The following is a 25,885-nucleotide window of genomic DNA, read 5'->3' on the forward strand; positions in this document are numbered from 1 at the left end:
TGAGCACCCGAAAAACCTGTGGGAGCTGGCTTGTAAGCTCCATGGAAAACTTCAGTGGCCATCAATCCAATGAACAGCCGAAAACCTGTGGGAGCTGGCTTGCCAGCGATGAGGCCAGTCGATCCACCACACCTATTAACCATCAACGCCGTCGATATTCACCATCGCCACGATTGCCTTCCGCCCGCCGCCCGGCCAAGGCACGATTCACCCATCCGAGACGCAACGAGGAGTACCCATCATGATTCGCACCATCACCCTCTCCGTGAGCTTCCCGGCGTTCGGCAGCAACTATTACGACCAGCAGGTCGTCTCGCGCAAGACGCAAGCGCTGCTGTTCAACGAAGATTTCGACGATGTGCTGATGCCCGCTGCGAGCAATCACTTCAGCAATGAAGTGGTCGGCATCAACGATCAGTTCCGCTTTCTGAGCGACATACTCGCCACCCATTTGCTGGATCTCGAGGCCACCGTGCCTGCGCATTCCAGCGTCCGGGCGAGCGCTCATTTTTAATCGCCGAGGGCGTTCCCGTTGCGGGAACGCCCTTTTCATTTCTACTCAGTCATCGTCGCGGTCACGATAGTAACGACGCCCGTCACGACGACCATCGTCGCGGTCATCCCAACGCCGGTCATGGTCGTAGTAACGGCCATGATCGCGATCGTAATGCCGCCCGTGGCGGTGGTCATCATCAAAGTCCGCCACACAGCCCGCCAGCAATACGGCGGCAGTTACGGTCAGCAGCATCGTTGTAGCGCGCTTCATTCAACACTTCCCTAAAACCAAGGTCTTGACGACGGAACGGCTGCCACTGCCCACGCCTTCACAGGACGCAGTGCGCGCAGCCGCTGATACGACCGGACAAAAGGACTTTGATTCACTGCCCGGGCACGACCGTTGATCGGCCGATTTGTTGCATCCGGGCGGCGGCGAAATGCCACCTATACTGCTGCTTACCGACTCCCCCGCAATGGATCTGCGCCTCGATAACAACAAGCAGAGGTGGATCATGGTCTGGCAGCAAATCTACGACCCGTTCGGCAACCCGCTGATCTCCACGCTCATGGCCGCGGTGCCGGTGGTGGTGATGCTCGCGGCGCTGGCGTTTTTTCACGTCAAGGCGCACCTGGCCGCCCTGCTCGCCCTGGCTTCGGCATTGTTGATTTCGATCTTCGCCTTCGGCATGCCGGCGAGCATGGCCGGTTCGGCGGCGTTGTTCGGCGCGGCCAATGGTTTGCTGCCGATCGGCTGGATCGTGCTCAACATCATTTTTCTGCACCGCCTGACCACCGAGAACGGCTCGTTCAAAGTGCTGCAGGATTCCCTCGCACGTATCACCGATGACCGGCGTTTGCAGTTGCTGCTGATCGCGTTCTGCTTCGGTGCATTTTTCGAAGGCGCCGCCGGGTTCGGTACGCCGGTCGCGGTAACCGGAGCGATTCTGATCGGCCTCGGTTTTTCGCCGCTGGCGGCGTCGGGTCTGGCGTTGATTGCCAACACCGCACCGGTGGCGTTCGGCGCACTCGGCACGCCGATCATCACCCTGGCCAAGGTCACCGGACTGGATGAGATGGAACTGTCGATGATGGTCGGTCGGCAGCTGCCGTTTTTCTCGGTGCTGGTGCCGTTCTGGTTGATCTGGGCGTTTGCCGGGTGGCGCAAGATGCTGGAGATCTGGCCGGCGATTCTGGTGGCCGGGGTCAGCTTCGCGGTGCCGCAATTCCTCGTCTCGAACTTCCACGGGCCGATGCTGGTGGACGTGATCGCCGCGCTGATTTCCATGGCCTGTCTGACCCTGTTTCTGCGAGTCTGGAAACCGGCGACGGTGTACACCTCGGCTGCCCTGTCGGGGCGGGTCGACAACTCCCGGGTCGAGGAAGAAAAAGTCACCGCCAGCGCCGCCTTCAGTGATCAGGCACGCCCGGCCGTAATGCGCGCGTGGATGCCGTGGATCATTCTCACCGTGTTCGTGTTTGCCTGGGGCACCCAGGGCTTCAAGAACATCTTCGATGTGCGCCCGGCGCTGGACCCGGTAACGCACGCGGTCAAACTCGATCCTCAAGGCAAACCGCTCAATGAGGCCAACCCGATTTTCTCCCCGGCGCTGACCTTCACCACCCTGCACCTGCAAGTGCAGAAAGTCCCGCCGGTGGTGCCGGCGCCGAAAGCCGAGGAAGCGATCTACAAGTTCACCTGGTTCACCGCCACCGGCAGCGGCATTCTGCTGGCAGCGATTGTCGGCGGTTTATTGATGGGCTATTCGGTCCCGCAACTGATCAAGCAATACTTGCGCACGTTGTGGGTGGTGCGCTTTTCGCTGATCACCATTGCCGCGATGCTGGCGCTGGGGTTCCTCACGCGGTATTCCGGACTGGACGCCACCATGGGTCTGGCGTTTGCCGCGACCGGAGTGTTCTACCCGATGTTCGGCACCCTGCTCGGCTGGCTCGGCGTCGCGTTGACTGGCTCGGACACGGCTTCGAACGTGCTGTTCGGCGGACTGCAACGAGTGACCTCGGAACAGCTGGGCATCAGCCCGGTGCTGATGGCGGCGGCCAACAGTTCCGGCGGGGTGATGGGCAAGATGGTCGATGCGCAATCGATCGTGGTCGCCTCCACCGCGACCCGCTGGTATGGGCATGAGGGCGAGATTCTGCGCTACGTGTTCTTCCACTCGATTGTGCTGGCGGTGCTGGTCGGCGGGCTGGTGACGTTGCAGGCGTATGTGGCGCCGTTCACGCACATGGTGGTCGGCGGGCATTGAACACAATACCTGTGGGAGCGGGCTTGCCCGCGATGGCGGTGTGTCATTCAAGCAATGCTGACTGACACGACCCCATCGCAGGCAAGCCCGCTCCCACAAGGTCAGCGTCGCCCAGCTCATTAATGAATCCTGCGCATAACTCTATAGCGCAAATCCGCAAAAACCTTTTCCCCTCCGCGCAGGTCATTCCAAGAACGAGACCGGTAAACATGCCGGCGCGCCCGTTTGGGCCCTTTAATCCCTGCCGTCCTGATTAAGCCAGAGAGGAATCGAAGCATGACGATTTCCCGACGAAGATTCCTGATCCTCGGCGCGGTGACCGCCACCGCGTTTGCAATGCCCCCTTTCATCAGCCTCAAGGCCTACGCGGCCAGTCTGGAGCAACCCGCCATGGCCAACCTGACAATCAACGTCAACGGTACACCCCAAGCCCTTGAGGTCGATAACCGCACCACCCTGCTCGATGCCCTGCGCGAACACCTGCACCTGACCGGCAGCAAGAAAGGCTGCGACCACGGCCAGTGCGGCGCCTGCACGGTGATCGCCGACGGCCGTCGAATCAATGCCTGCCTGACCCTGGCGGTGATGCACGAAGGCAGCGAGATCACCACCATCGAAGGCCTCGGCATGCCCGACCATCTGCACCCGATGCAGGCCGCGTTCATCAAGCACGACGGCTACCAGTGCGGCTATTGCACGCCGGGGCAGATCTGTTCGGCGGTGGCGGTGCTCAAGGAAATTCGCGAGGGCATTCCCAGCCACGTCAGCCCCAGTCTGACCGAAGCCCCGCAACTGATCGCCAGCGAATTCCAGGAACGCATGAGCGGCAACATCTGCCGCTGCGGCGCCTACTCCAACATCATCGAAGCCATCACTGAAGTTGCGCAGGTGCCAGCATGAGAGCGTTCAATTACAGCCGCGCCGACTCCCCCGCCGCAGCCGCAACGCTGGCGGCGCAGATTGAAGGCGCGAAGTTCATCGCCGGCGGCACCAACCTGCTGGACCTGATGAAACTCGACATCGAAACCCCGCTGTACCTGATCGACGTCAACCACTTGGGCCTCGATCAGATCGAAGCCACACCTGAAGGCGGATTGCGCATCGGCGCGCTGGTGCGCAACACCGATCTGGCCGCCGACAGCCGCGTGCGCAAGGACTACGCGCTGCTCTCCCGCGCTTTGCTCGCCGGCGCTTCCGGTCAGTTGCGCAACATGGCGAGTACTGCCGGCAACCTGCTGCAACGCACCCGCTGCCCGTACTTCTATGACGTCAATCAGGCCTGCAACAAACGCCAGCCCGGCAGCGGCTGCGCGGCGATTGGCGGGGTCAGTCGGCAGTTGGGATTGATTGGCGTCAGCGACGCCTGTATCGCCACCCACCCCAGCGACATGGCAATTGCCATGCGCGCCCTCGATGCACAGGTTGAAACGGTGAAACCGGACGGCAGCACCCGCAGCATCGCCATCGCCGATTTCCATCAGCTCCCCGGCAACACGCCGAACATCGAAACCAGCCTCACGCCCGGCGAGTTCATCACGTCGGTAACCCTGCCGGCCCCAGTCGGCGGCACACACATTTATCACAAGGTGCGCGATCGCTCGTCTTACGCCTTTGCCCTGGTATCGGTCGGTCTGATCTTGCACAAGGACGGCAGCGGCCGTGTGGCAGTCGGTGGTATCGCGCCGAAACCGTGGCGGGTCGACGCCGCTGACGCGTTGCTGCCCCAAGGCGCTAAAGCCGTCAGCGAACGTCTGCTTGACGGCGCCACGCCAACCCACGACAACCAATTCAAACTGACGCTGGTCGAGCGCACGCTGGGCTCGGTGTTGGCGCAAGCGAGGGATCAGGCATGAAATTCGACACGCCCGCCACCACCAACCCGATCGACCAACTGAAAGTCGTCGGCAAGCCCACCGACCGCATCGAAGGCCCGCTGAAAACCAGCGGCCAGGCGCCGTATGCTTACGAGCAGCATCAGGCCGTGGCGAATCAGGCTTACGGTTTCATGGTCGGTTCGGCCATCGCCAAGGGCCGCATCAGCCACATTGATCTTGACGCGGCCCAAGCCGCACCGGGCGTGCTGGCCATCGTTACCGCCGCCAATGCCGGCAAGCTCGGTAAAGGCCAATACAATTCGGCGCCGCTGCTCGCCGGGCCCGAGGTGCAGCACTATCACCAGGCCGTGGCGCTGGTGGTCGCCGAGACCTTCGAGCAGGCCCGCGCCGCAGCGCAATTGGTCAAGGTCGATTACGTCACGGCCAAAGGCGAGTTTGAACTGGCCAACGTGCGCGACCAGGGTGTCGAAGACGACGAGTTGCCCGACGTCACCCACGGCGATTTCGACGCGGCCTTCGCCGCCGCGCCGGTGCAGTTCGACCAGACCTACACCACTCCCGATCAATCCCACGCAATGATGGAGCCGCACGCCACATTGGCCGCATGGAAAGGTGATCACCTGACCTTGTGGACCTCCAATCAGATGATTGCCTGGAGCGTCGGCGACGTCGCCACGACCCTTGGCCTGACCAAGGAAAACGTGCGCCTGATCTCGCCGTACATTGGCGGCGGCTTCGGCGGCAAACTGTTCATTCGTGCCGACGCGATCCTCGCCGCCCTCGGTGCGCGCCTGGCCAACCGCCCGGTGAAAGTCGCCCTCGCCCGCCCGCAAATGGCCAACAACACCACCCACCGCCCGGCCACGATTCAGCGTATTCGGATGGGCGCGACGGCGGACGGCAAGCTCAGCGCCATCGCCCACGAAGGCTGGTCGGGCAACCTCAAGGACGGCAAGGTCGAAGTCGCCGCTCAACCGAGCCAGTTGCTTTATGCCGGGGAAAACCGCCGGGTGACCATGCGCCGGGCGCCGCTGGATCTGCCCGAAGGCAATTCCATGCGCGCACCGGGTGAGGCGCCGGGGCTGATGGCGCTGGAAATCGCCATGGACGAAATGGCCGAGCAGCTCAAGCTCGACCCGGTGCAGTTCCGCATCCTCAATGACACGCAGGTCGATCCGGTGAAAACCGAGCGTCCGTTCTCCCAGCGGCGTCTGATCGAATGCCTGCAGACCGGCGCCGAGAAATTCGGCTGGAACCAGCGCAACGCCACACCCGGTAGCCGTCGCGAAGGCCGCTGGCTGATCGGCATGGGCGTCGCTGCGGCGTTTCGCAACAACCTGCTGCTGAAATCCGGCGCCCGGGTGCGGCTAGAGCGCGATGGCAAGGTCACGGTGGAAACCGACATGACCGACATCGGTACCGGCAGCTACACCATCATCGCCCAGACCGCCGCCGAGATGATGGGCGTGCCTCTGGCGGATGTGACGGTGCATCTGGGCGATTCGAATTTCCCGGTGTCGTCCGGTTCCGGCGGCCAGTTCGGCGGTAACTGCTCGACTGCCGGGGTGTATGCCGCGTGCATGAAACTGCGTGAAGCGGTGGCGACGAAGCTGGGCATGAGCGGTAGTGACGTCGAGTTCGCCGACGGTCAGGTGCGTGCCGGCGGCAAGACTCTGCCGCTGCGTGATGCGGCAAAAGATGGCGTGGTCGAGGCCGAGGACAGCATCGAATTCGGCGACCTCGCCAAGCAGTATCAGCAGTCGACTTTCGGTGCGCATTTCGTCGAAGTGGCAGTGGATGCAGCGACCGGCGAAGTCCGCGTGCGGCGTATGCTCGCGGTATGCGCGGCGGGACGGATTCTCAACCCGAAAGCCGCGCGCAGCCAAGTGATCGGGGCGATGACCATGGGCGTCGGCGCGGCACTGATGGAAGAGCTGGCGGTGGACAAGCGGCTGGGCTTTTTCGTCAATCACGACCTGGCTGGATACGAGGTGCCGGTGCATGCTGACATCCCGCATCAGGAAGTGATTTTCCTCGACGAAACCGATCCGGTTTCATCGCCGATGAAAGCCAAGGGTGTGGGTGAACTGGGGATTTGCGGCGTGAGTGCGGCGGTGGCGAATGCGATCTACAACGCCACCGGGGCGCGGGTGCGTGAGTACCCGATCACCCTCGACAAGATCCTCTCTTCCTTGCCAGAGATGATCTGACCCCTGTAGGAGCTGCCGCAGGCTGCGATCTTTTGCTTTTGCTTGAGAGGCTAAAGTCAAAAGATCGCAGCCTGCGGCAGCTCCTACACAGGTCAGTTCGGGTACTGCGCCGCGCTCACCTGTTCCATCCACTCCACCACATCACCGTCCAGCACCTCGGCAATCGCAATGTGCGTCATCGCCGTGGTCGGCGTGGCGCCATGCCAGTGCTTCACCTGTGGCGCGATCCATACGGTATCGCCGGGGCGGATCTCGCGAACCGGTTGCCCCCACTCCTGCACAAAACCTGAACCGGCGGTGACGATCAGCGTCTGACCCAACGGATGGGTATGCCACGCGGTGCGTGCGCCCGGCTCGAAAGTCACCGTAGCGCCGCTGACGCGCGCCGCCTCGCTGCCTTTGAACGGTGCGTCAACGCGCACGGTGCCGGTGAACCAGTCCGTCGGGCCTTTGGCTGACGGTTGCGAGCCGTTGGGGGTGACGGTAACGCCTGAGATATGTGCATTCATCACAAGACTCCAAATCTGAAAGAGATCTCCCTGTAGGAGCTGCCGCCGGCTGCGATCTTTTGATCTTTGATTTTCAAAAACAACATCAAAAGATCGCAGCCTGCGGCAGCTCCTACAGGGAACTTGCGTCACTTTAGCGAGCCGTACTCTTCAGATAATCGACTAGAATTCGAAAAAACTTATGCAGGACACTCATCAATGCTTCGAGAAAACGCCAGTGACCTGCTCGCCTTCCTCGCCGTGGCCCGCGAGCGCAGCTTCACCAAAGCCGCAGCCAGACTGGGCGTTTCACAATCGGCGCTCAGCCATACCATTCGCGCCCTCGAAGCGCGCCTTGGCCTGCGCTTGCTGACGCGCACCACCCGCAGCGTCTCGCCCACCGAGGCTGGCGAACATCTGCTGCAGACCATCGGCCCGCGCTTCGAAGAGATCGAGCAGGAACTGGCGGCCCTGAGCAACCTGCGCGAGACGCCCGCAGGCCGGATCCGCATCAGTGCCACCGACCATTCGCTGAATTGGCTGTTGCGTCCGGTGCTCAAGGAATTCATGCCCCAATACCCGGACATCGCCGTCGAGGTGATCTGCGACTACGGTTTCGTTGACATCGCCGGGCAAGGCTTCGACGCCGGCGTGCGGCTGGGCGAAGATGTCGCGCAAGGCATGATTGCCACCCGCATCGGCCCGGACATGCGCATGGCAGTGGTTGGCGCCCCCGCTTACTTCGCCAAGCGTGAACAGCCACAAACACCACGAGACCTGACCGCCCATGCCTGTAACAACCTGCGCCTGCCCACCAACGGCGGGCTGTACACCTGGGAGTTCGAGAAGGACGGCGAAAGCCTCAAGGTGCGGGTTTCCGGGCAAGTCACCCTCAATGGCGTGTATCCGCTGCTCGACGCTGCACTCGACGGTTTTGGCCTGAGCTACATTCCGGAAAACATCGTCGCGCCCTATCTGGCCGACGGGCGTCTGCTGCAAGTGCTGGCCGACTGGTGCCCGACATTTGCCGGTTATCACCTGTATTACCCGAGTCGACGGCAGGCGGCGCCGGCGTTTGCGTTGTTGGTCGAGGCATTGCGTTATCGCGGGCAGGCACCTATCCCAGCAGCGCAATCAACTGATGCCGCTGCGCATCGGTGAGCATCGGCCCGAACCCGGCGCCGGCGTTGTCGGTCATGTAGCGCGGATTGCCGGTGCCGGGAATCACGCAGGTCACCGCCGGGTGCGACAGCAAAAACTTCAGCGCCAGTTGCGGCCAACTGTTGACCTGCACGTCCGACACCCACGCCGGCAGCGGCCTGCCCTTGAGCCGCGCGAGCAGGCCACCGCCACCAAAAGGTCGATTGCAGATCACTGCCACTGCGCGCTCGCGGCACAGCGGCAGAATGCGTTTTTCCACGCCACGGTCGTCGAGGGCGTAGTTGATCTGCAAAAAGTCGAGCTGTTCAGCCTTGAGTAAAGCTTCAATTTCATCGTAAGCCGAGGGCGTGTAATGGGTGATGCCGATGTAGCGGATGCGCCCCTCGGTTTTCCACTCGCGCAGAGTCGGCAGATGACTTTGCCAGTCCAGCAGGTTGTGGATCTGCATCAGGTCGATGCGTTCGGTGCGCAACAGACGGAAGGATTGCTCCATCTGCGCGATACCTTCCTCGCGCCCCCGCGTCCAGACCTTGGTGGCGAGAAAGGCCGGCGAACGCGGTTCATGGATCGCCAGCAGTTCGCCAGTGGTCTGCTCGGCGCGGCCATACATCGGTGAGCTGTCGATCAGCGTGCCGCCCTTTCTGAACAGCTCGTCGAGCACTGCCGGCAGTTGTTTATAGGCGGTCTCGCCGGGCGCAACGTCGAAGCCGCGATAAGTGCCCAGGCCCACCACGGGCAGTCGTTCGGCGCTGGAAGGGATGGCGCGGGTCTGCATGGTCTGGTCTCCTGCCTGGTTCGGCGAAGTGGCACTCGGCGTGGCGGCAGTGGCCAACGCCCGGTCAAAGCTCAGCACCGCCGAAACCCCGGCAGCCAGCGTGAGCAATCGGCGACGGGAGCAACCCTCAGTGTGGCTCATGCTGGTTCCCCTGCTGCGTGAATCTGTTGCACGTTGTGTGCGACAGCTGTCCCTCCACGGCGCTGGACTACACTGCGACAGCGAACACCCGCGTCCCGTTAAAGTTAGCCGAATGTCCAGAATCCTGATGTCAGTCGTCGCTTTGCTCATCGCCCTCTACGTTTTGCTGTGCGGGGCCTTGTTCGTGTTTCAGCGTTCGCTGATCTATTTCCCCCAGCCTGGCAGTGCCGTGACCACGGCAGATTCACGGCTGAAACTGGCGATGCCGGATGCCGATGTCTGGATAACCGTTCGTGAACAGGCGGGTCCGAAAGCGCTGATCTACTTCGGCGGGAATGCCGAGGACGTGTCGCACAACCTGCCTTCATTCAGCGCAGCGTTTCCCGATTACGCGCTGTATCTGCTGAACTACCGGGGCTTTGGCGGCAGCGGCGGTTCCCCCTCGGAGGAAGCGATTGCCGAAGATGCGCTGGCGCTGTTTGACCGGGTCTACGCCAGCCATCCGCAGATTGCCGTGGTCGGACGCAGCCTGGGTTCCGGAGTGGCGGTGCGGCTGGCGAGTCAGCGCCCGGCGCAGACATTGATTCTGGTGACGCCGTACAACAGCCTCGAAGAACTCGCCGTGCGCCAATACCCGTGGTTTCCGGTGAAATGGCTGCTGAAGGATCGCTTCGAGTCGGGTCGCTATGCCGCGCACATTCAAGTGCCGACCCTGCTGCTGGCAGCCAGCGATGATGAGGTGATTCCACGGGACAGCACGCAGCGGCTGCTGGGGCATTTCCCCAAAGGTGTGGCGACGCTGCGAGTAGTGCCGGATTCGGGGCACAACTCGATTGCCGAGCGGGCGCAGTATCTGCAGTGGATGCAGGCAGTGCTTGATCGCTGATAGCCGATTATTGCGTCGGCTGAACTGGCTCCTTCGCGAGCAGGCTCGCTCCCACCTGGCTCTGTGGGAGCGAGCCTGCTCGCGAAGGGGCCAGTGCGGGCAACACAAAATCCAGGATCACCCTCCCCTTCACACCCAGCAAAAAAGCCAGTTTGCCAGCATGAACCAAGTGCAAAAAGCCCAGTCCTAGTGGCGCCGCATTCCGCGGCTGCCCACTTCAGCACTGTCCTTTCCCCTGAGTCTGCCGTCCCATGCGCCATGTCGTTCGCTCATCACGCTTCGTTTCGCTGTGCCTGCTGATCCTTGCCCCACTGTTCACCGAGACCGCCCACGCCAGCGAAGAACGGCAGCTGGTGGCCGCCATCAACGATTACCGCGCCCATCCGCAACGCTGCGAACGTCGCCCTGCCCAGCGCCTGGCGCCACTGTCGCTGAAGTCGAATCTGGCGTTGCCGATCGGCTATGGCTACGGCGGTGGCTTGCGCGAAAGATTGAAGTCTTCGGGATATTCGGCGGTGGCGGTGCGCAGCATCCGCATCGTCGGTGCCGGGGATGCCGAGGAAGCCTTCGAACAGCTGCAAGACAGCCACTGCACCGCCCTGCTCGACGCCCAGTACGCCGACATCGGCGTCAGCCGCGCCCGCGGTGAATGGCAAGTGGTGCTGGCGCAACCGGTGCTCGACAGTCGCGTCGGCGACAACCGCAGCGTCGGCAAAGCCTTGCTCGCCGAGGTCAACGCCGCCCGTGCACGCCCACGGATGTGTGGACGCCAGCGCTTCGCCGCCGCTCGCCCGCTCAGCTGGAACCCGGCGCTGGGAGCCGCCGCGCAAGGGCATAGCAAGGCCATGGCCTACGGCAACTATTTCGCCCACCGTGATCCGGACGGCGACATGCCGGCCGATCGCGCCCGGGCGGCAGGTTATCGGGGCCGGCAGATCGGCGAAAACATCGCCGCCGGCCAGAGTTCACCGGGCAAGGCGATGGCCGGATGGCTGGCCAGCCCCGGGCATTGTGCCAACCTGATGAACCCGATGTTCACCCAGGTCGGCGCGGGTTTTGCCAGCGAGGCGCGCAGTGATGAAGGGGTTTACTGGACGATGGTGTTTGGTGCGCCTTGATTCGCTGAGAGATTTTCAGTGAAGCTACTGGCCCCTTCGCGAGCAGGCTCGCTCCCACATTTTGCCCGGTTGAGGCTGAACCCATGTGGGAGCGAGCCTGCTCGCGAAGGGCCAGAACAGGCACCCTCCATCACTTGGGCCGCCGCACCGCCCGCAGCCGCCCACTCCCCCCGCCACCGCAGTAAAAGCGCTCGCCGTCATCCGCTTCCAGCCCGGAAACGCCTGTCCCCGCAGGCATCTTCAAACGCTCCAGGACCTCGCCATCCTGCGGATCGACCCGGCGCAGTTCACTTTCATCGCCCTCCCAGGTGCCATGCCATAACGCGCCGTCGACCCAGGTGACCCCGGTGACAAAGCGGTCTGACGCCAGCGTGCGCAAGACCGCGCCAGTCTCCGGATCGACCTGATAGATCTTGCGCTCGCGATACTGGCCGATCCACAGCGAGCCTTCGGCCCAGGCCATCCCCGAATCGTTGCCGCCGCCCGGCGCCGGGACGGTGTTCAGCACACGGCCGGTGGTCGGGTCGATTTTCTGGATACGGCTGTCGGCGATCTGGAACAGGTACTGGCCGTCGAACGCGGTGCCAGCGTCGGCACCGACCTTGAGCGTGCGCACGGTTTCGCCGCTGGCCGGGTCCAGCGCATTGAGCTGGCCGTCACTGGCGAACCACACGTGCTGGCCGTCGAAGGTCACGCCGTGGACACGTTCGACGCCGTCGAATGGGCCGTACTCACGAAGGATTTCTGCGTTTGCCTGTTTCATGCTGCCTTCCTCGTTGGTAGGAGTGTCCAGCCTAGCCATTGCCTAACGACACCGGGAGTAACAAGATCGTCGCGAAACCCGGCACCAGCGGCGTGGTCCAGCGCCGCGCACGACCCACGCCGAACCCTTGCACTTTATCCGCCTGCGCCAGTGCTTCCAGTGAACGCTGCACTTGCCGCTGACTGCAGCCCAACGCCAACGCCAGCGCCGAACTCGACCAGGCTTCGCCATCGGCGAGCAAGGCCAGCAGCGCGGCGTATTTATCCTCGACCGGCAAGGTGAGCAACGCCACATCCTCGGCGACCAGGGCAAAACCGCGCGCCGTCGCGATGATCCGCGCCAGGGGCTGCAACGCCGAACGCAAACGGCCGATCTCCACCCGCAGGCGTGCGCGATTGGATTCGTCGCTTAGTTTCAAGCGAAACGCCTGAGCGATCAGCGCCTCTCTCGACACATCTTCCGGCCACGCCTGAGCCAGCATTCGCAGCAGACCGAACAGCACCGGCCGCGTCGCCAGGGCCACGGTCATCCCCGCGCCGCGCACGCTGTAGCGACACGCATCGACCACCAGCGCCGGCGAGGCGAACAACGCTTCAACCTGCGCGAGCGTCACGGTCTGAGACCGGCCAGACACAATCAGTTGCGCCGCAGGTGCATCGAGCATTTGCAAGGCCTGTTCGGTCTCTGCGATCAGCGCGGGAATAGCCGCTTGCTGCGCCGCCCGTTGCGCAAGCTCGAGCGCCGCCCGCGCGTTGTGCGCCTGCACCTGACGCAGCGCAATACCGGCCGTCATCAATCCATGAGCGGCCCGCAACGGCGGGGGCAACGCGGTGGGATCAAGTGCGGCGAGCAACGCCTGTGCCTCATCGAGCTGGCCGATCAGCAACAGCCGGCGGATTTGCAAATAGCGGGCATGCGCAGCGTTCAGTTGATCGCCGTGATCGAGCAAGAGCTGCCGCGCCGCCTCCAGCGCTTTAACCGGCCAGCCCAGATCCCGCGTCGCCAGCGCCACTTCGGCCTCGGCCACGACGCAGCGCGCTCGGGACAACGGCTCGTTGGCGCCGAACGCCTTGACCGCCCGCTGCAGCAGCGCCTTGGCTCGGGACACATCACCGAGCTGAGCCATGGCGATGCCCCGCAGCGCCAGCGCAGGCGGGTCTTCACGCAGGGCGACGAGCTTCAACGCGGCCAGCGGATCACCCACTGCGAGCGCACGGCCGGCAGCGTTGATCAACGAGTCCATGACAGATCAGGCACAGTGAACATTTCCGGGACTGGATATCCCGGTTTAGTCCAGTTAGCGGACGGACACCAGTACGGTGTGATGCGAGAAATGACAACGCAGTAGAAACAGCCGCGCCCTTCGATAAGAAAGGGCGCTGGAGTCTGGTGGAGTGCTGCCGGGGTCAGACCGGAGAAATCGTCGCAAGCATTCCGATCAGAATGGTCAACGTCAGAAAACCACCGAGGAAAATCGCCATCTTGTTCATGCTGCTCTCCTTAATGTTGAGCTTGCGGTGCACCGGGCGCTTCGGGATGAAGGGCAGCCGCGGGTGACCGGATTGCCGGGCTATTTTGAGCGCCTGACTGAGCCGGTTACAGAGGCAGATCCAACAGAAAAATACGGATCAGATACCAAACTGATCTGTTCCGGACATGGCGTGATATTCAGACCGGCACACAAAGATTCGAGGGCACGCCGCTTTGAACTAGAGTGATTGCCGTCGCGCGAAAAACAACAACAATTCCAGGAGTGGTCAATGTCCGAACTGAACCTGCACCCCAACGCCGCCGAATCCTTGAAGCGCTGGCACGAGATGATCCGCACCGGCAACCTCACGGCCTTGCCCGAGCTGCTTGATCCGAATGCGCTGTTCCGCTCGCCCATGGCCCACTCGCCCTACCCCGGCGCGCCTGTGGTGACGATGATCCTCAACACCGTGTTCAACGTGTTTGAAGATTTCAAATACCACCGTGAACTGGCGACTGCCGATGGTTTGAATGTGGTGCTGGAGTTCAGTGCCAAGGTGGGGACGAAAGAGTTGAAGGGGATCGACATGATTCGCTTCGATGAGCGCGGGAAAATTATCGAGTTCGAGGTGATGGTGCGGCCGTTGAGTGGGTTGCAGGCCCTCGGCGAGGAAATGGGACGGCGGTTGGGCGCCTACCTGGCGAAAGCGAAACCTGTGTAGGAGCTGCCGCAGGCTGCGATCTTCTGATCTTGATCTGTTCAAATCAAGATCAGAAGATCGCAGCCTGCGGCAACTCCTACAGCGGTTTTTTGGCAAAAAAAAGCCCACTGACCGTTACCGGTGCAGTGGGCTTTTGTGCATCTGGCGTGTGGTTACAGCGCCATGTCACGTGCAGCATTTTCCTTCGGTGCCTCAGCTTTCTCAGCTGCTGGTGCAGCCGGAGCAGCCTGACCGATCACCGGAGGCGTTGGCAGTTCGAGGATCTTGGCGGTGTACGCCCACTCTTGTGCCACTTTGGCCGGATCGTTGTTCAGCTGGGTGCCGTAGCTTGGAACGATCTGGTGCAGCTTGGCTTGCCACTCAGGGGTAGCGACTTTGTCTTTGAAGACTTTCTGCAGCACGCTCAGCATGATCGGTGCAGCAGTCGACGCGCCTGGCGATGCGCCCAGCAGACCGGCGATGGAGCCGTCTTGTGCAGCAACGATTTCGGTGCCCAGTTTCAGCACGCCGCCAGCGGCTTCATCACGCTTGATGATCTGCACGCGTTGGCCGGCTTGCCACAGGCGCCAGTCTTCGGCTTTGGCGTTCGGGAAGTATTCCTTCAGCGCGTTCAGACGGTCTTCATCCGACAGCATCAGTTGACCGGCCAGGTACTCGACCAGCGGGTATTCCTTGATGCCGACCTTGGTCATTGGCCAGATGTTGTGGGTGGTGGTGCTGGTCAGCAGGTCCAGGTACGAGCCTTCTTTGAGGAACTTGGTGCTGAAGGTCGCGAATGGGCCAAACAGGATGACGCGCTTGCCGTCCAGTACACGGGTGTCCAGGTGCGGAACCGACATCGGCGGTGCGCCAACCGAAGCTTTACCGTAGGCCTTGGCCAGGTGCTGCTCGGCGATGGCCGGGTTATCGGTCACCAGGAACGAGCCGCCTACCGGGAAGCCAGCATATTCCTTGGCTTCAGGAATGCCCGACTTCTGCAGCAGGTGCAGAGCGCCGCCACCGGCGCCGATGAACACGAACTTGGCATCGGTTTCGGTTTTGGTGCCGTCTTTCAGGTTTTTGTAGCTGACGCGCCAGGTGCCATCGGCGTTCTTGGTGATGTCTTCGACTTCACTCGACAGCTTCAGGTCGAAGTTAGGCTTGGTCTGCAGGTAACCGGCGAACTGGCGGGTGATTTCGCCGAAGTTCATGTCGGTACCCAGCGGGCTCCAGGTGGCCGCGATTTTCTGGTTCGGGTCACGCCCTTCCATCATCAGCGGGACCCACTTCTTGATCACAGCCGGGTCTTCGGAGTACTGCATGCCGGCGAACAGCGGGCTCGCCTGCAGGGCTTCGTAGCGCTTTTTCAGGAACTTGATGTTGTCGTCACCCCACACGAAGCTCATGTGCGGCGTGGTGTTGATGAACGAGCGAGGGTTCTTCAGAACGCCTTGCTGAACCTGCCAGGCCCAGAACTGACGGGAGACCTGGAACGCTTCGTTGATCTCGACGGCTTTCGGGATCGTCACGTTGCCTTTGTCATCTTCCGGGGTGTAGTTCAGCTCGGCGAGCGCCGAATGACCAGTACCGGCGTTGTTCCAGCCGTTGGAGCTTTCCAGGGCGACGCCATCGAGGCGCTCGACCATTTCCATCGACCAGCTTGGCTCCAGCTCATTGATCCACACACCCAGGGTGGTGCTCATGATGCCGCCGCCGATCAACAGAACGTCGACTTTCTTTGCTTCTGCAGCATTGGCGGACGACATCCCCATCGCCAAAGCCAGCCCGAGCAAGGCTGTGTTCACTTTCTTAAACATCTGTTGCACCTATGATAAAACGCCTTCCGCCCGTCGTTGTTGTGGGTATGAGGGCCTTTTGTCGCGACACTCAGGCCAGGGTCGCGGGCACCTTCACACTGCAATGTTGACGGGTGGGCACACAAGGCCGACGTACCGCATCGACCTCAGTTAATGTCCCTTCTGAACTGACTTTTTATCATTATTGGCTTCAGCTACTTGAGCGACAGGGATTCCGTCAGCCTGCCAAAAAGGCAGGCCAACCGAATTAGGTCAAACCAAGTTGGCGCGAAGAATATCACGTCAGGGCAAACCCGCGCGTCTGTTCCCGACTTGAGAGTCTTTTTCCGCTCTGGGCGTTATCGGCCGGTTTGGGTCGAACATGATCCGCAAACCTGCTCGCGATGGCGGCCCTACAACCGAAACCGGTCCACCGACAACGCCAGCGCACCCGCCAGACTCGACAGTTCATCGGTGGTGTTGGCCGTCTGCCCGATCACTTTGCTGTTGCCCTCGGACATCCCGGCGATCATTTCCACCTGATGGGCAATTTCGTTGCTGGCCTGGCTTTGCTCGCCGATGGTGCGGGTAATGTCATTAACCAGTTGCGTGGTGCTGAGGGTGGCGTCGAGGATCTCGCGGATCGCCCGCTCGACTTCAGCCGTGACCGCCATGCCTTTGTCCACCTGAGCCACGCCGGCCTCCATGCTGCTGACCGCTTCGCGGGTACTGTTCTGGATGCGCGCGACCATCGCCGCGATTTCCTGGGTTGAGGCGCTGGTCCGCGCGGCCAGACTGCGCACTTCGTCGGCGACCACGGCGAAGCCCCGGCCCTGCTCGCCGGCCCGCGCCGCTTCGATGGCGGCGTTGAGTGCCAGCAGGTTGGTCTGGTCGGCGATGCTCTTGATCACCTGAATGATGTTGAAGATGCCTTCGGATTCCTGATCCAGCGTGCGGATCACCTGTGCCGACTGCTGCGCCGAGCGGGCGATGTCGTCCATGTCGCTGACCACCTGATGGATCACCTGTCCGCCGCTCTTGGCCAGCGACTCGGCCTGATTGGCCATGCCCAGTGCGCGTTCGGCATGGCGGGTGATTTCCTCGATGCTGGCGGTCATCTGGCTCGCGGCAGCGGCCATGGTGCCGGCGGCGGTGCTTTGCTGCTGACTGCTGTCGGCGACCTGATGGCAGCCGTGGCTCAACTGCTCGCTCATGCCACTGACGCCATGCGCGTTGCGGCGCACCACGTCGATCATGTCGCGCAGATCGCGCTGCATGGTCGCCAGGCTGCGGATCAGCGTGCTGGCTTCATCCTTGCCGGCCGGTTCGCTGATCGGCTCGCTGAGGTTGCCATGCGCAATGCTTTGGGCGATGTGGTTGGCGGACTTCAGCGGCCCCATGATGCTGCGGGTCACCCAACGCCCTTGCGCCAGTAATAGCAACAGGCTGGCGAGCAGCACCACGCCGAGGGCGATGTTGGCATTTCGAATGGCGCTGTCGGTGGCTTTGCTGGTGTCCCGGGTATTGCTTTCAATCAGCTCACTGAGCGCGGCCATCTGCGCTTCGAGCTGACTGAACGCAGCATTGAACGTGCCGAGCTCCCGCTGTGCGCTGTCCGGATTATCCAGTGCCAGGCCGACAATGCGCTCGGCCGCCTCGATGTAGGTGTCCAGGCTGGGCTTGATCTGTTCGAGCGCGGTCTTGATTGTCGGGTTGACCGGCAGTTTGAGGTTCTCATCCAGCACTTCGCGAAAATGGCTCGCGTGCTCGTTGATCGAATCCCGCACTTCAGCGGCCGTGCCGGTACTTTTGCCCAGGCCCACCAGCATCGCCGAGTACACGTCAGCCCGCAGTGCATCGTGCATCATGTCGGCTTCCATGTGATTGCGCAGCGCAGTCATGCTCACCGCGTTGTCGTCTACCGCCGCGGACATCCGCGTATTCCCCACATAGCTGACCAGACTCACGATCAGCGCTGTCAGCAGGCTGGTTGCTATCAGCAACAGCAAACGCAATTTGATCGACACGGTGGGTTCCTCCTGAGGCGCGCCGAATGCACCTGTCAGGAGTTCAGTTAAGCTTATTTGTGCAGATGTGCCGCTTCAGAGCGTTTCAGCAAGTATCCGCGTGTTTGAACGGAACTCCGGCAAAGGCCGCACCTCTGAGATTATGTAGTCTTCCTTTTTGCTTCGCGCTTGTGGAGGAACACCGTCATGCGCAAGTTAGTGCTCGTTTCTTCTCTCCTGCTGTGCCTCCCTGTCGGCTCGGCTCTGGCCCGTGTCGATGCTGGCGATGTCGCCACCTCGGCGGGTGTTTCCGCGTCGCTTTACTCGACCTTCAAGGATCACAAAATGGTGATCCCGGCGCGCGATGACCTGTCAGCGTTCGTGGCCAGCGGCGGTGCCATACGAGGGGTCTATCTGGAGTCGGTGCTTCAACAGGTCCGGCACGACAACCCCGGTCTCAACGCCAGCGATGAAGACCTTGCCAACGCGATTCTGGTGCATTACGAAGGCCTGAATCAGTAGTTGTCACGGAGGCAGCGGCCGATGGATGGCAACTGAAGGCACATAGGCAAAACAGTCCGACGGCCTCTATGATGGAGGCCATGACGACTCTTGCGCCGCCTGCGCCTTTGCGCTCACCCTGCCCGCCCGGCGCCTGCGATTGCGGGCGCGAATCGTTGCTGGAAAATCCCGGCAGCGACCTGCGCATCCTGCGCCTGACTCGCGAGCAGGAAAAAATCCTGCTCGCCCGCCTGGAACAACTCAAAGACCTCGCCGACCTGCGCCATCTGCAGGATCGCATGCACGAACAATTGGGCCTGCGAGTTGAAGTTGCTCCGGGCTTTCATGAAGTGCGCACCATGCTCGGCATCGAGATTCAGATCGAAGCGCTGCCGGGGCTGTGCCGCAAGACGCGCAAAGCGATTCCGGCGGCCATTCGTCGAGGCCTGAGCAACCACCCTGAAATCGCTTTCGAACTCCTCAACGCCCACGACTTGCTGCGCGACACTTGATCATCTTTTCATGCCAACCCGCTTGCGCATCTCTGCAGTGATGCTCTGGCGGGTTTTCTTCATGTCGGCCCACGGCGCGTCGCCGACCTCGTTCAGGCGCTCATGGACATTGCTGATGTTCCACTGATTGCCACCCTTGATCTGCGCCACCTCTTCGCGAAACAGCGGCACCGACACCGGCAGCCCCTCGCGGGTGCGCGCCGCGTAGGCACAAATAGTGGTGGCACCCAGACCGTTGCGCAGGTAATCGATGAAAATTCGTCCAACCCGGTTTTTCGGCCCGGACACCGCGGAAAACCGTTCCGGCAACAAGTTCGCCATATGACTGACAATCGCATGGCTGAAATCCTTGACCTCGTCCCAGCCGTGCTTGCGGGTCAATGGCACCACCAGGTGAATGCCTTTGCCCCCGCTGGTCTTGAGAAACGCCTTGAGCCCCAGTTCGTCGAGCACGGTCAGAGTCAGCGCAGTGGCTTCGACCATGCTTTTCCATGGGAGCGCGGGATCCGGATCAAGATCGAGGACAAAGCGGTCAGGCTTGTCCAGATCAATGGTGGTGGCGTTCCAGGTGTGCAGCTCGACCGTGCTCATCTGCACGGCGCCGATCAAGGCTTCGGCGTTGTTGATCAGCATCACCGGCTGACCGGTGACCTCCTTGTCCAGCGTGGTGATGCCGGGAATCGCCAGACGCTCGGCGTTTTTCTGGAAGAACAGTTCGCCGGCGATACCGTCCGGCGCACGCACCAGTGCCACTGGACGATCCTTGAGCTGCGGCAGGATCCACTCGGCGACGCTGGCGTAATACTCGGCCAGTTGCATCTTGGTGGTGCCACTGACCGCATCGATTACCCGGTCGGGGTGGGTGATGCGCACCTTGCCGCTGGCGAGACCCAGTTGTGACGGTGCTGCTTCAGCCTTTTTCGTTGCCGGTGCAGCCTTTTTCGATGGGGTGGCTTTCGCTGAAGTCTTCACGGGTTTCGCGCGCTCCTCGGTAATTGCCCTGGCCGGTTTGTCATTGCGCAGACCATGGAACACGGCATGGCGCACCGAGCCGTCCTTGGTCATTTCGGCGAATGCCACTTCCGCCAACAGATTCGGTTTGAGCCAGTGCACACCCTTGGCGTCGAAGCCGCTTGGCGGGTTGACCACGGCAGCCTTCTTCACCTGCAACGGCTTGAGTTGGGCAAGGATGCTTTTCAGGGTGGTGTCGTTGAACCCGGTGCCGACCTTGCCGGCGTAACGCAATTCGCCACTGTCGCGATCATGCAAACCCAGCAGCAAGGCGCCGAAGGCACTGCGCGCGCCCTTCGGATCGGTATAGCCGACAACCACGAATTCCTGACGATGCTTGCACTTGAGCTTGATCCAGTCGCTGCTGCGCCGCGATACGTAAGGCGAACCCAGGCGCTTGCCGATCAGTCCTTCCATCTGCATCTGGCAGGCGCTGTTGAGCAGCGCGTCCGGGGTTTCGTCGAAGGCTTCGGAGAAGCGCAGCAAGGGCTGCTGATGCCCAGCGAGCACTGTGGACAGCGCGGCGCGGCGCTCCTCCACCGGCACTTCGCGCAGGTCGACGCCGTTGAGGTAAGGCAAATCGAACAGGTAATAGACGATGTTGCCGCTGCTTCCAGCTTCGAATGCATTCTGCAGTGCCTGAAAGTCCGGCACACCGTGTTCGTTGGCGACTACCATTTCGCCGTCCAGCCACGCCGATTCCAGGCCCAGCCCGGCCAGAGCCTGCGCCTGTTGCGGCAGCTTGTGCGTCCAGTCATGGCCATTGCGGGTAAACAGCTGCACCTGATCATGATCGATGCGCGCCAGAATCCGGTAACCGTCGAACTTGATCTCGTAACTCCACTGTCCTTCGGGGGCGCTGTCGACCAGCGTCGCCAGTTCCGGCTTGAGTTGCGCCGGCAGTTTGGCCTTGCGCGCACCCGTGAGCGTACCGGACGCCGCTTTGCGCGGTTTGGCCGGGGCCTTCTTCACCGGTTTGGCTTGCTCGGCGGCAAGCTTGGGTTTGCCGATCAAGGTGCGGTCGCTGAGCACGCTGTGCGGCTCGGCACTGAGCACATCGTAATCGTCTTGCGGGCGCGCAGCGCTGTCCTGATGCTTGATCAGAAACCAGTTTTCCTTCTTGCCCGGCATGTGGGTGCGCACCAGATTCCAGAGGCCGGACAGCTTCTCGCCTTGCAGTTCGAATTTAAGTTTGCCCTTGGCGTAAGCCTTGGCCGGGTCTTCCTGCGGAATCCACACACCACGATCCCAGACGATCACATCGCCGGCGCCGTAATGCCCTTCGGGAATGCTGCCCTCGAACGTCGCGTAATCCAGCGGGTGATCTTCGACGTGCACCGCCAGGCGTTTGACATTGGGGTCGAGCGACGGCCCCTTGGGCACCGCCCAGCTCTTCAGCGCGCCATCAAGTTCGAGGCGAAAGTCATAATGCAGGTGCGAAGCGTCGTGCTTCTGGATGCAGAACTGCAGCGCATGTTCAGTCGCCTTGCTGCGGCCACGACGCTTGATGGCAGCGGGCTCCGAGGTCGCCGAAAAATCGCGCATGCGGTTGTAGTCGTCGAGGTTCCTGGTCATGGCGCACCTGCCTTGTGTCAGCCAATGCGGGTCACGGTCAGCGCGACCACGGCGATCCGGTCTACACGCTGGTAACCGGGGTTCAACAATTCTTCACCGAACACGTCGGGATCCAGTTCGCGATAGGTCCAACCGAATCGCGCCGAATCCAGGCGTGGCACCACGGTGTCGAAAAACGGATCACGGCCATCGACCATGGCCACGCCGGTATACAGCAGTAACGAGCCGCCGGGTGCCAGCCGATTGAGCGCCTGTTCGACGATGCGCAGCGACAACCCGGCCCCGAGTGAACCTCCACCATTTCGGTAAGCGCGCCCGGCCGGATCGGCCATGTACGGCGGGTTGGCGACGATCAGGTCGAAGTCGCCGTCGGTACCCTGCAACACATCGCTGGCCTGCACCTCGACGTTAACAACCTCGGCCAATGCCGCGTTGATCGCGGTCAGGCGCAGCGCGGCGGGGTTGATGTCCACCGCCAACACCTGCGCTTCGCGCCGCGCGCGGGCAATCAGAATCGCGCCGACGCCCGCCCCGCATCCGATATCCACCGCACGCTGGATCGGTGCAAAGCTCTGCTGCAGATGTGCGTGAATCAACTGCGCGAAACGGTAGGTGTCCGGACCGAAAAACACCGAATCAGCGGCATCGGTGGGAAAGCCCGAATGCACGAACAACAAGTCATCCAGACTCGACCAGCGCACCCGGCTTTTCAAGCGGCCGTCGTAGGCGTCAATCACTTGCGCCTCCTGCAACTGCCGCTGCTCTTCGGCGGACAACAACCCCGGTTCAAACGGGCGCGACCAGCCGAAGACATCACGCAAGGTATCGGCCACCTGCCCCTCGTCCCGCTGGTTGACCCGCTGATGGGTCAAAGGCGTCGGCGTGATGAAACGATAACCGTCGGCCTGCAAGCGTCGACCGAGCTGCAGCAGTGTGAGGTCGTCGGCAGACAAATGTTCTTCCTGATTCATGGAGAATTCCTTAACGCAGACTGGATTTGAGTTCGATGAAGCGACGCGTTGCCAACAGCCCCGCCGGGTGGGCATGGCGGGCCGGTGACAGCCATGGGATCAGCGTGGCCATTTGCGCGTGTCCGTCCTGGCCTTGTAGCGCGCAGGTCAGACGCTGCACATCGGGATCGTGTTCGGGCACGGCGGCGTCAGGGGTGGCGACCTGACGGCTGCGTCTTGGCGTCGTATTCCTCTCCGAGGACGTCCAGTCGCCGGCGATCCAGTCGTGCAGCAGTTGCTTTTCATAAGGACTGAACACGCCGAACATCGCCGCACCGTCGCCGTCGATCAACTGCCAGAAACGGCTGGCCTGCGGATCTTGATTGCGCTTGATCCAGCCCTTGTCCTGCATCACCTGCAGAAACCCGGGCAGTTGCTCGGGCGTGGCCAGCCACTGATTGACGGTTTTGCCGTCGAAGCGGCAGTAGTCGGAATGCATGTGCTGACCAAACGGACGCTTGCGCTCGAGCATCGCCAGCACTTCCTGTTCCAGGTTGAAACCCTCGATGATGGCGCGGCTGCCCTGCCCCAGATCGTTGAGTCGATAGCCCAGCGCTACCCGGCGCAGAAACTCGCTGCGATCCGCTTCCAGGGGCAGCAGGTCGAGCACCGCCTGCACGGCTTTTTGCGCATGGCCGGTGCTGGCGTTATCGATGGTCACATGCAGGGTGAAATAGTACGGATCGATGCCCAACTCGCTGAGCTCATAGGCACTGATCAGCAGGTGCAGCGGCAATTGTTCGTAACCGAGGTTGTAACCGATCACCTCCGGCAAACAAGCTTCACCGCAGGCACCGAGTGCCAGTTGCAATGCACCTTGCAGGTAGCGCTCGTCGGCGATGGCGCCGGCATCCTGCAAACCGTGTTCAGCGAGCAGTTTGCGATAGATCACCACATGGTTTTGCGCAGGATTGCCGTCGCCGAGTTCTTCCAGATAGGTACACAGCAAGCCATCAAAACGCGGGTCGCGCCATTGCGCCAACAAGCCGTACAGCCACGCGCCATCGACCAGTTTGGTCGGTGCCACGGCTTGCAGAAAGTACAACGCATGAGCCTTGTTGCTGAAGTACTGGCGCGGTCCGCCCGCCTGACGCTGTTGCAGGTAATCGGCGTACTGCCGGGCAACTTCGGTGCAGTGCCCGGCGACCCAGTCCTGCCACACCGACGGATCCTGCGGCAGTTCTTCAGGCAGCAGCGCGGGGCGCTGCAACTGCTCGGCGAGAAAATCCTGCGCGAGGGTGTCAGGCGAATGCTCGAGCAGCAGCGCTTCATAAATACGCCGCAGGTCACCGTCGGCAATGATCGGCTGTGGCTGCGCGCTCGGCGCTGGCAGGGAAGTCAGGGCAGTCATGTCAGTGTTCTCGTTCGGTTGGCCGGTCAGGGCGTTGTTTCACGCCTCTACAGCAGCAGAGCAACCGCTACGGAGAAAAATTCAATCGACATGAAAAACGCCCTGACGGACGGCGATCAGCGCCAATTCTCTTTCACTTGGTCACTTGGTCACTTGGTCAGTTGGTCGCTGTAGGAGCTGCCGAAGGCTGCGATCTTTTGATTTTGTCTTTTACGATCAAGATCAAAAGATCGCAGCCTTCGGCAGCTCCTACATTTACATCGTGTAATGGCTTGGGTTCGTGAACTGTCATTGGGCAGCTAGTGTTGAAGGACGATGGTTACGGAGGGCAATGGAATGCCTGAAGCTGCAAAAGCCTGCGGTTTACGCAAGGGACGCTATTCGGAGGTTGGGCGGGTTTATTTGCTGACGGCGGTGGTTAAGGAGCGTCGGCCGGTTTTTTCCGACTGGAAAGTCGGAAGATTATTGGTTGAGCAGATGCGCGCGGCAGATGAGGCAGGATTGGGCGTGTCTTTGGCTTGGGTGGTCATGCCGGATCACCTGCATTGGTTGGTCGACCTGAAACGAGGCTCCTTGGCCCAGCTGATGTGCCGCGTCAAATCGCGTAGCTGTCGGTCGGTAAACCTGATGTCTGACAGCCGGGGAAGCCTGTGGCAACGCGGCTATCACGACCGAGCTCTGCGTCGCGATGAAGATTTGAAAGCGGCTGCCCGCTACATTGTCATGAATCCATTGCGGGCAGGTCTGGTAAAGCGCTTGGGTGATTACCCGCTATGGGACGCAGTCTGGCTCTGAAGATCAAAAGATCGCAGCCTTCGGCAGCTCCTACATTTGGAACGATTTTCCCCTGTAGGAGCTGCCGAAGGCTGCGACCTTTTGAGTTTTGCTTCAGCCCTGCCCCTTGGCCTGCTGCTCCAGATGCACCTGCAATTGCGGATCGATCTGCAGCGCGGCAGCCAGTTCATCCAGGTAGTTGCGTTCGGCGTCTTGCTGATCGTCCACCAGTATCACGCTGACCAGGTACATTTCGGCGGCCATGGCCGGGTCGCCGTTGGCGGCCTCGGCGACTTCGTTCGCATCCAGTGGTTTGGCAATTTCGCTTTCGAACCACTGCTGCAATTGCGGATCGTCGGTGTGCTTGCTGATTTCACTGTTGATCATCTGTTGTTCCCGGGTATCGATCTCACCGTCGGCCTTGGCTGCGGCGATCAGCGCCCGCAGTACAGCATGACTGTGTTCCTCGACTTCGGGCCCGGCCAGCAGGTTGGCGGTTGGCGGGATCTGTTGCGGGGCCGCTGAGGCCTGACTGCGTTGCCAGGCCTGATATGCCTGGAACGCCATCATTCCCAATGAGGCCAGCGCCGCATAATGGGTGCCGCCGGAACGACTTTGTGTTCCGCCGCCACCGAGTGCCCCACCCAGCGCGCCACCCAAACCACCACCGCTACCGCCGCCGAGCAGACCTCCGAGCAGACCGCCCAGACCGCCCAGCCCACCGGACTGCGCCGCACTGCCGCCGGGGCCTGCACCACCACCCAACAGACCGCCAAGCAAGCCGCCCAACCCACCCAGCCCACTGCCGGCCGAACCAGCACCTTGTTGTCCCGCCGAGGCCTGGCCTCGCAGCAGTTGTTCGAGCAAATCGCTGGTGTTCATGATGTCGTCCTCAGGCATTGGCATTCACTGCGTCAGGCAACGATAGACCGGCGCAGCCATCGCGCCAGCACCGTCTGGCTGACACCGGCGGTTTTCGCCGAGGTATTTTTCGAGCGGCCAGCTAAGATTCAACGGTGGTGAACCTTATCCCGGC

The 25,885-nt window shown here is 61.8% G+C and carries 23 protein-coding genes; 12 read left to right on the forward strand and 11 right to left on the reverse strand.

The genetic code is table 11. The annotated features are described in order from the left end of the window. Positions 1 to 241 precede the first annotated feature (241 nt). The gene (locus tag HXW87_RS20065) at positions 242 to 514 is read left to right on the forward strand and encodes a hypothetical protein (RefSeq protein WP_121186100.1); all 273 of its coding nucleotides are present in this window, start codon (positions 242 to 244) and stop codon (positions 512 to 514) included. Between the two features lie 45 nt (positions 515 to 559). Here the strand turns inward: HXW87_RS20065 and HXW87_RS20070 are convergent, their stop codons facing one another. Then, positions 560 to 766: a hypothetical protein gene (locus HXW87_RS20070; protein WP_041073476.1), complete on the reverse strand. Its 207-nt coding sequence runs from the start codon at positions 764 to 766 to the stop codon at positions 560 to 562. Between the two features lie 244 nt (positions 767 to 1,010). On the opposite strand from HXW87_RS20070, the gene HXW87_RS20075 reads away from it, so the two are divergent. From HXW87_RS20075 to paoC, 4 genes are all read left to right on the forward strand, one after another. Then, positions 1,011 to 2,765 (forward strand): L-lactate permease, encoded by a 1,755-nt coding sequence (locus tag HXW87_RS20075; RefSeq protein WP_239779178.1) that lies wholly within the window; start codon positions 1,011 to 1,013, stop codon positions 2,763 to 2,765. 276 nt (positions 2,766 to 3,041) lie between these two features. Next, the gene (gene paoA, locus HXW87_RS20080) at positions 3,042 to 3,665 is read left to right on the forward strand and encodes an aldehyde dehydrogenase iron-sulfur subunit PaoA (protein ID WP_239777582.1); all 624 of its coding nucleotides are present in this window, start codon (positions 3,042 to 3,044) and stop codon (positions 3,663 to 3,665) included. Next, entirely contained in the window at positions 3,662 to 4,618 is a 957-nt protein-coding gene (locus HXW87_RS20085; RefSeq protein WP_239777583.1) for a xanthine dehydrogenase family protein subunit M, read from the forward strand. Before paoA ends, HXW87_RS20085 begins: the two co-directional genes overlap by 4 nt. Further along, on the forward strand, positions 4,615 to 6,810 hold the full coding sequence (paoC, locus tag HXW87_RS20090; protein WP_239777584.1) for an aldehyde oxidoreductase molybdenum-binding subunit PaoC: 2,196 nt from the start codon (positions 4,615 to 4,617) through the stop codon (positions 6,808 to 6,810). The genes HXW87_RS20085 and paoC overlap by 4 nt, the downstream gene beginning before the upstream one ends. Before the next feature lie 92 nt (positions 6,811 to 6,902). Here the strand turns inward: paoC and HXW87_RS20095 are convergent, their stop codons facing one another. Next, positions 6,903 to 7,319, reverse strand: a complete 417-nt coding sequence (locus tag HXW87_RS20095) for a cupin domain-containing protein (protein WP_239777585.1) — start codon at positions 7,317 to 7,319, stop codon at positions 6,903 to 6,905. Positions 7,320 to 7,517: 198 nt separating this feature from the next. Here HXW87_RS20095 and HXW87_RS20100 point away from each other — a divergent pair, with 198 nt between their 5' ends. Beyond that, the gene (locus tag HXW87_RS20100) at positions 7,518 to 8,459 is read left to right on the forward strand and encodes a LysR family transcriptional regulator (protein ID WP_239777586.1); all 942 of its coding nucleotides are present in this window, start codon (positions 7,518 to 7,520) and stop codon (positions 8,457 to 8,459) included. Here the strand turns inward: HXW87_RS20100 and HXW87_RS20105 are convergent. Further along, positions 8,416 to 9,375, reverse strand: a complete 960-nt coding sequence (locus HXW87_RS20105) for an aldo/keto reductase (protein ID WP_239777587.1) — start codon at positions 9,373 to 9,375, stop codon at positions 8,416 to 8,418. The genes HXW87_RS20100 and HXW87_RS20105 overlap by 44 nt on opposite strands. 112 nt (positions 9,376 to 9,487) lie before the next feature. On the opposite strand from HXW87_RS20105, the gene HXW87_RS20110 reads away from it, so the two are divergent. Both HXW87_RS20110 and HXW87_RS20115 read left to right on the forward strand, forming a co-directional pair. Beyond that, the gene (locus tag HXW87_RS20110; protein WP_239777588.1) at positions 9,488 to 10,261 is read left to right on the forward strand and encodes an alpha/beta fold hydrolase; all 774 of its coding nucleotides are present in this window, start codon (positions 9,488 to 9,490) and stop codon (positions 10,259 to 10,261) included. 251 nt (positions 10,262 to 10,512) lie between these two features. Then, positions 10,513 to 11,379, forward strand: coding sequence for a CAP domain-containing protein (locus HXW87_RS20115; protein WP_041073492.1), 867 nt, complete (start codon positions 10,513 to 10,515; stop codon positions 11,377 to 11,379). A 130-nt stretch (positions 11,380 to 11,509) separates the two neighbouring features. On the opposite strand, the gene HXW87_RS20120 is transcribed toward HXW87_RS20115, so the two are convergent. Together HXW87_RS20120 and HXW87_RS20125 are read right to left on the reverse strand one after the other, a co-directional pair. Then, a complete protein-coding gene (locus HXW87_RS20120; RefSeq protein ID WP_047293469.1) occupies positions 11,510 to 12,142 on the reverse strand; it encodes a PQQ-binding-like beta-propeller repeat protein in 633 nt (210 codons plus the stop codon). A gap of 31 nt (positions 12,143 to 12,173) precedes the next feature. After that, a complete protein-coding gene (locus HXW87_RS20125) occupies positions 12,174 to 13,385 on the reverse strand; it encodes a helix-turn-helix domain-containing protein (RefSeq protein ID WP_239777589.1) in 1,212 nt (403 codons plus the stop codon). Positions 13,386 to 13,902: 517 nt separating this feature from the next. Between HXW87_RS20125 and HXW87_RS20130 the strand changes: the two genes are divergently transcribed. Then, the gene (locus tag HXW87_RS20130) at positions 13,903 to 14,334 is read left to right on the forward strand and encodes a nuclear transport factor 2 family protein (protein ID WP_239777590.1); all 432 of its coding nucleotides are present in this window, start codon (positions 13,903 to 13,905) and stop codon (positions 14,332 to 14,334) included. Between the two features lie 152 nt (positions 14,335 to 14,486). Here the strand turns inward: HXW87_RS20130 and mqo are convergent, their stop codons facing one another. Beyond that, positions 14,487 to 16,130: a malate dehydrogenase (quinone) gene (gene mqo / locus HXW87_RS20135; protein WP_041073501.1), complete on the reverse strand. Its 1,644-nt coding sequence runs from the start codon at positions 16,128 to 16,130 to the stop codon at positions 14,487 to 14,489. 392 nt (positions 16,131 to 16,522) lie between these two features. Beyond that, positions 16,523 to 18,136: a methyl-accepting chemotaxis protein gene (locus HXW87_RS20140; RefSeq protein WP_239777591.1), complete on the reverse strand. Its 1,614-nt coding sequence runs from the start codon at positions 18,134 to 18,136 to the stop codon at positions 16,523 to 16,525. Between the two features lie 186 nt (positions 18,137 to 18,322). On the opposite strand from HXW87_RS20140, the gene HXW87_RS20145 reads away from it, so the two are divergent. Beyond that, positions 18,323 to 18,637, forward strand: coding sequence for a DUF2388 domain-containing protein (locus HXW87_RS20145; RefSeq protein WP_025111286.1), 315 nt, complete (start codon positions 18,323 to 18,325; stop codon positions 18,635 to 18,637). A gap of 80 nt (positions 18,638 to 18,717) precedes the next feature. Further along, entirely contained in the window at positions 18,718 to 19,128 is a 411-nt protein-coding gene (locus tag HXW87_RS20150) for a hypothetical protein (RefSeq protein WP_232966986.1), read from the forward strand. On the opposite strand, the gene ligD is transcribed toward HXW87_RS20150, so the two are convergent. Genes ligD through HXW87_RS20165 form a run of 3 tightly spaced genes read right to left on the reverse strand, consistent with a single transcriptional unit; the run spans position 19,129 to position 24,075 of the window. After that, on the reverse strand, positions 19,129 to 21,714 hold the full coding sequence (ligD, locus tag HXW87_RS20155; protein ID WP_239777592.1) for a DNA ligase D: 2,586 nt from the start codon (positions 21,712 to 21,714) through the stop codon (positions 19,129 to 19,131). A gap of 17 nt (positions 21,715 to 21,731) precedes the next feature. Further along, positions 21,732 to 22,685, reverse strand: a complete 954-nt coding sequence (locus tag HXW87_RS20160; protein WP_095668881.1) for a class I SAM-dependent methyltransferase — start codon at positions 22,683 to 22,685, stop codon at positions 21,732 to 21,734. Between the two features lie 10 nt (positions 22,686 to 22,695). Beyond that, on the reverse strand, positions 22,696 to 24,075 hold the full coding sequence (locus tag HXW87_RS20165; RefSeq protein ID WP_239777593.1) for an iron-containing redox enzyme family protein: 1,380 nt from the start codon (positions 24,073 to 24,075) through the stop codon (positions 22,696 to 22,698). Between the two features lie 336 nt (positions 24,076 to 24,411). Between HXW87_RS20165 and HXW87_RS20170 the strand changes: the two genes are divergently transcribed. After that, positions 24,412 to 24,870, forward strand: coding sequence for a transposase (locus HXW87_RS20170; protein WP_182401711.1), 459 nt, complete (start codon positions 24,412 to 24,414; stop codon positions 24,868 to 24,870). Between the two features lie 93 nt (positions 24,871 to 24,963). Here HXW87_RS20170 and HXW87_RS20175 read toward each other — a convergent pair whose 3' ends face one another. Next, positions 24,964 to 25,731 (reverse strand): tellurite resistance TerB family protein, encoded by a 768-nt coding sequence (locus HXW87_RS20175; RefSeq protein WP_239777594.1) that lies wholly within the window; start codon positions 25,729 to 25,731, stop codon positions 24,964 to 24,966. Between the last annotated feature and the right edge of the window lie 154 nt (positions 25,732 to 25,885).

The organism is Pseudomonas sp. Y5-11 (assembly GCF_022368695.1).
Taxonomy (GTDB): domain Bacteria; phylum Pseudomonadota; class Gammaproteobacteria; order Pseudomonadales; family Pseudomonadaceae; genus Aquipseudomonas; species Aquipseudomonas parakoreensis.

Bases quoted from the DNA above. Each gene is read 5' to 3' on its own strand.
- HXW87_RS20125 (WP_239777589.1), bottom strand. From the start codon at position 13,385: ATGGACTCGTTGATCAACGCTGCCGGCCGTGCGCTCGCAGTGGGTGAT.
- paoC (WP_239777584.1), top strand. From the start codon at position 4,615: ATGAAATTCGACACGCCCGCCACCACCAACCCGATCGACCAACTGAAA.
- HXW87_RS20150 (WP_232966986.1), top strand. From the start codon at position 18,718: ATGACGACTCTTGCGCCGCCTGCGCCTTTGCGCTCACCCTGCCCGCCC.
- HXW87_RS20105 (WP_239777587.1), bottom strand. From the start codon at position 9,375: ATGAGCCACACTGAGGGTTGCTCCCGTCGCCGATTGCTCACGCTGGCT.
- HXW87_RS20070 (WP_041073476.1), bottom strand. From the start codon at position 766: ATGAAGCGCGCTACAACGATGCTGCTGACCGTAACTGCCGCCGTATTG.
- HXW87_RS20065 (WP_121186100.1), top strand. From the start codon at position 242: ATGATTCGCACCATCACCCTCTCCGTGAGCTTCCCGGCGTTCGGCAGC.
- HXW87_RS20145 (WP_025111286.1), top strand. From the start codon at position 18,323: ATGCGCAAGTTAGTGCTCGTTTCTTCTCTCCTGCTGTGCCTCCCTGTC.
- mqo (WP_041073501.1), bottom strand. From the start codon at position 16,130: ATGTTTAAGAAAGTGAACACAGCCTTGCTCGGGCTGGCTTTGGCGATG.
- HXW87_RS20170 (WP_182401711.1), top strand. From the start codon at position 24,412: ATGCCTGAAGCTGCAAAAGCCTGCGGTTTACGCAAGGGACGCTATTCG.
- HXW87_RS20100 (WP_239777586.1), top strand. From the start codon at position 7,518: ATGCTTCGAGAAAACGCCAGTGACCTGCTCGCCTTCCTCGCCGTGGCC.
- HXW87_RS20095 (WP_239777585.1), bottom strand. From the start codon at position 7,319: ATGAATGCACATATCTCAGGCGTTACCGTCACCCCCAACGGCTCGCAA.
- HXW87_RS20175 (WP_239777594.1), bottom strand. From the start codon at position 25,731: ATGAACACCAGCGATTTGCTCGAACAACTGCTGCGAGGCCAGGCCTCG.
- HXW87_RS20130 (WP_239777590.1), top strand. From the start codon at position 13,903: ATGTCCGAACTGAACCTGCACCCCAACGCCGCCGAATCCTTGAAGCGC.
- paoA (WP_239777582.1), top strand. From the start codon at position 3,042: ATGACGATTTCCCGACGAAGATTCCTGATCCTCGGCGCGGTGACCGCC.
- ligD (WP_239777592.1), bottom strand. From the start codon at position 21,714: ATGACCAGGAACCTCGACGACTACAACCGCATGCGCGATTTTTCGGCG.
- HXW87_RS20085 (WP_239777583.1), top strand. From the start codon at position 3,662: ATGAGAGCGTTCAATTACAGCCGCGCCGACTCCCCCGCCGCAGCCGCA.
- HXW87_RS20075 (WP_239779178.1), top strand. From the start codon at position 1,011: ATGGTCTGGCAGCAAATCTACGACCCGTTCGGCAACCCGCTGATCTCC.
- HXW87_RS20165 (WP_239777593.1), bottom strand. From the start codon at position 24,075: ATGACTGCCCTGACTTCCCTGCCAGCGCCGAGCGCGCAGCCACAGCCG.
- HXW87_RS20110 (WP_239777588.1), top strand. From the start codon at position 9,488: ATGTCCAGAATCCTGATGTCAGTCGTCGCTTTGCTCATCGCCCTCTAC.
- HXW87_RS20160 (WP_095668881.1), bottom strand. From the start codon at position 22,685: ATGAATCAGGAAGAACATTTGTCTGCCGACGACCTCACACTGCTGCAG.
- HXW87_RS20120 (WP_047293469.1), bottom strand. From the start codon at position 12,142: ATGAAACAGGCAAACGCAGAAATCCTTCGTGAGTACGGCCCATTCGAC.
- HXW87_RS20115 (WP_041073492.1), top strand. From the start codon at position 10,513: ATGCGCCATGTCGTTCGCTCATCACGCTTCGTTTCGCTGTGCCTGCTG.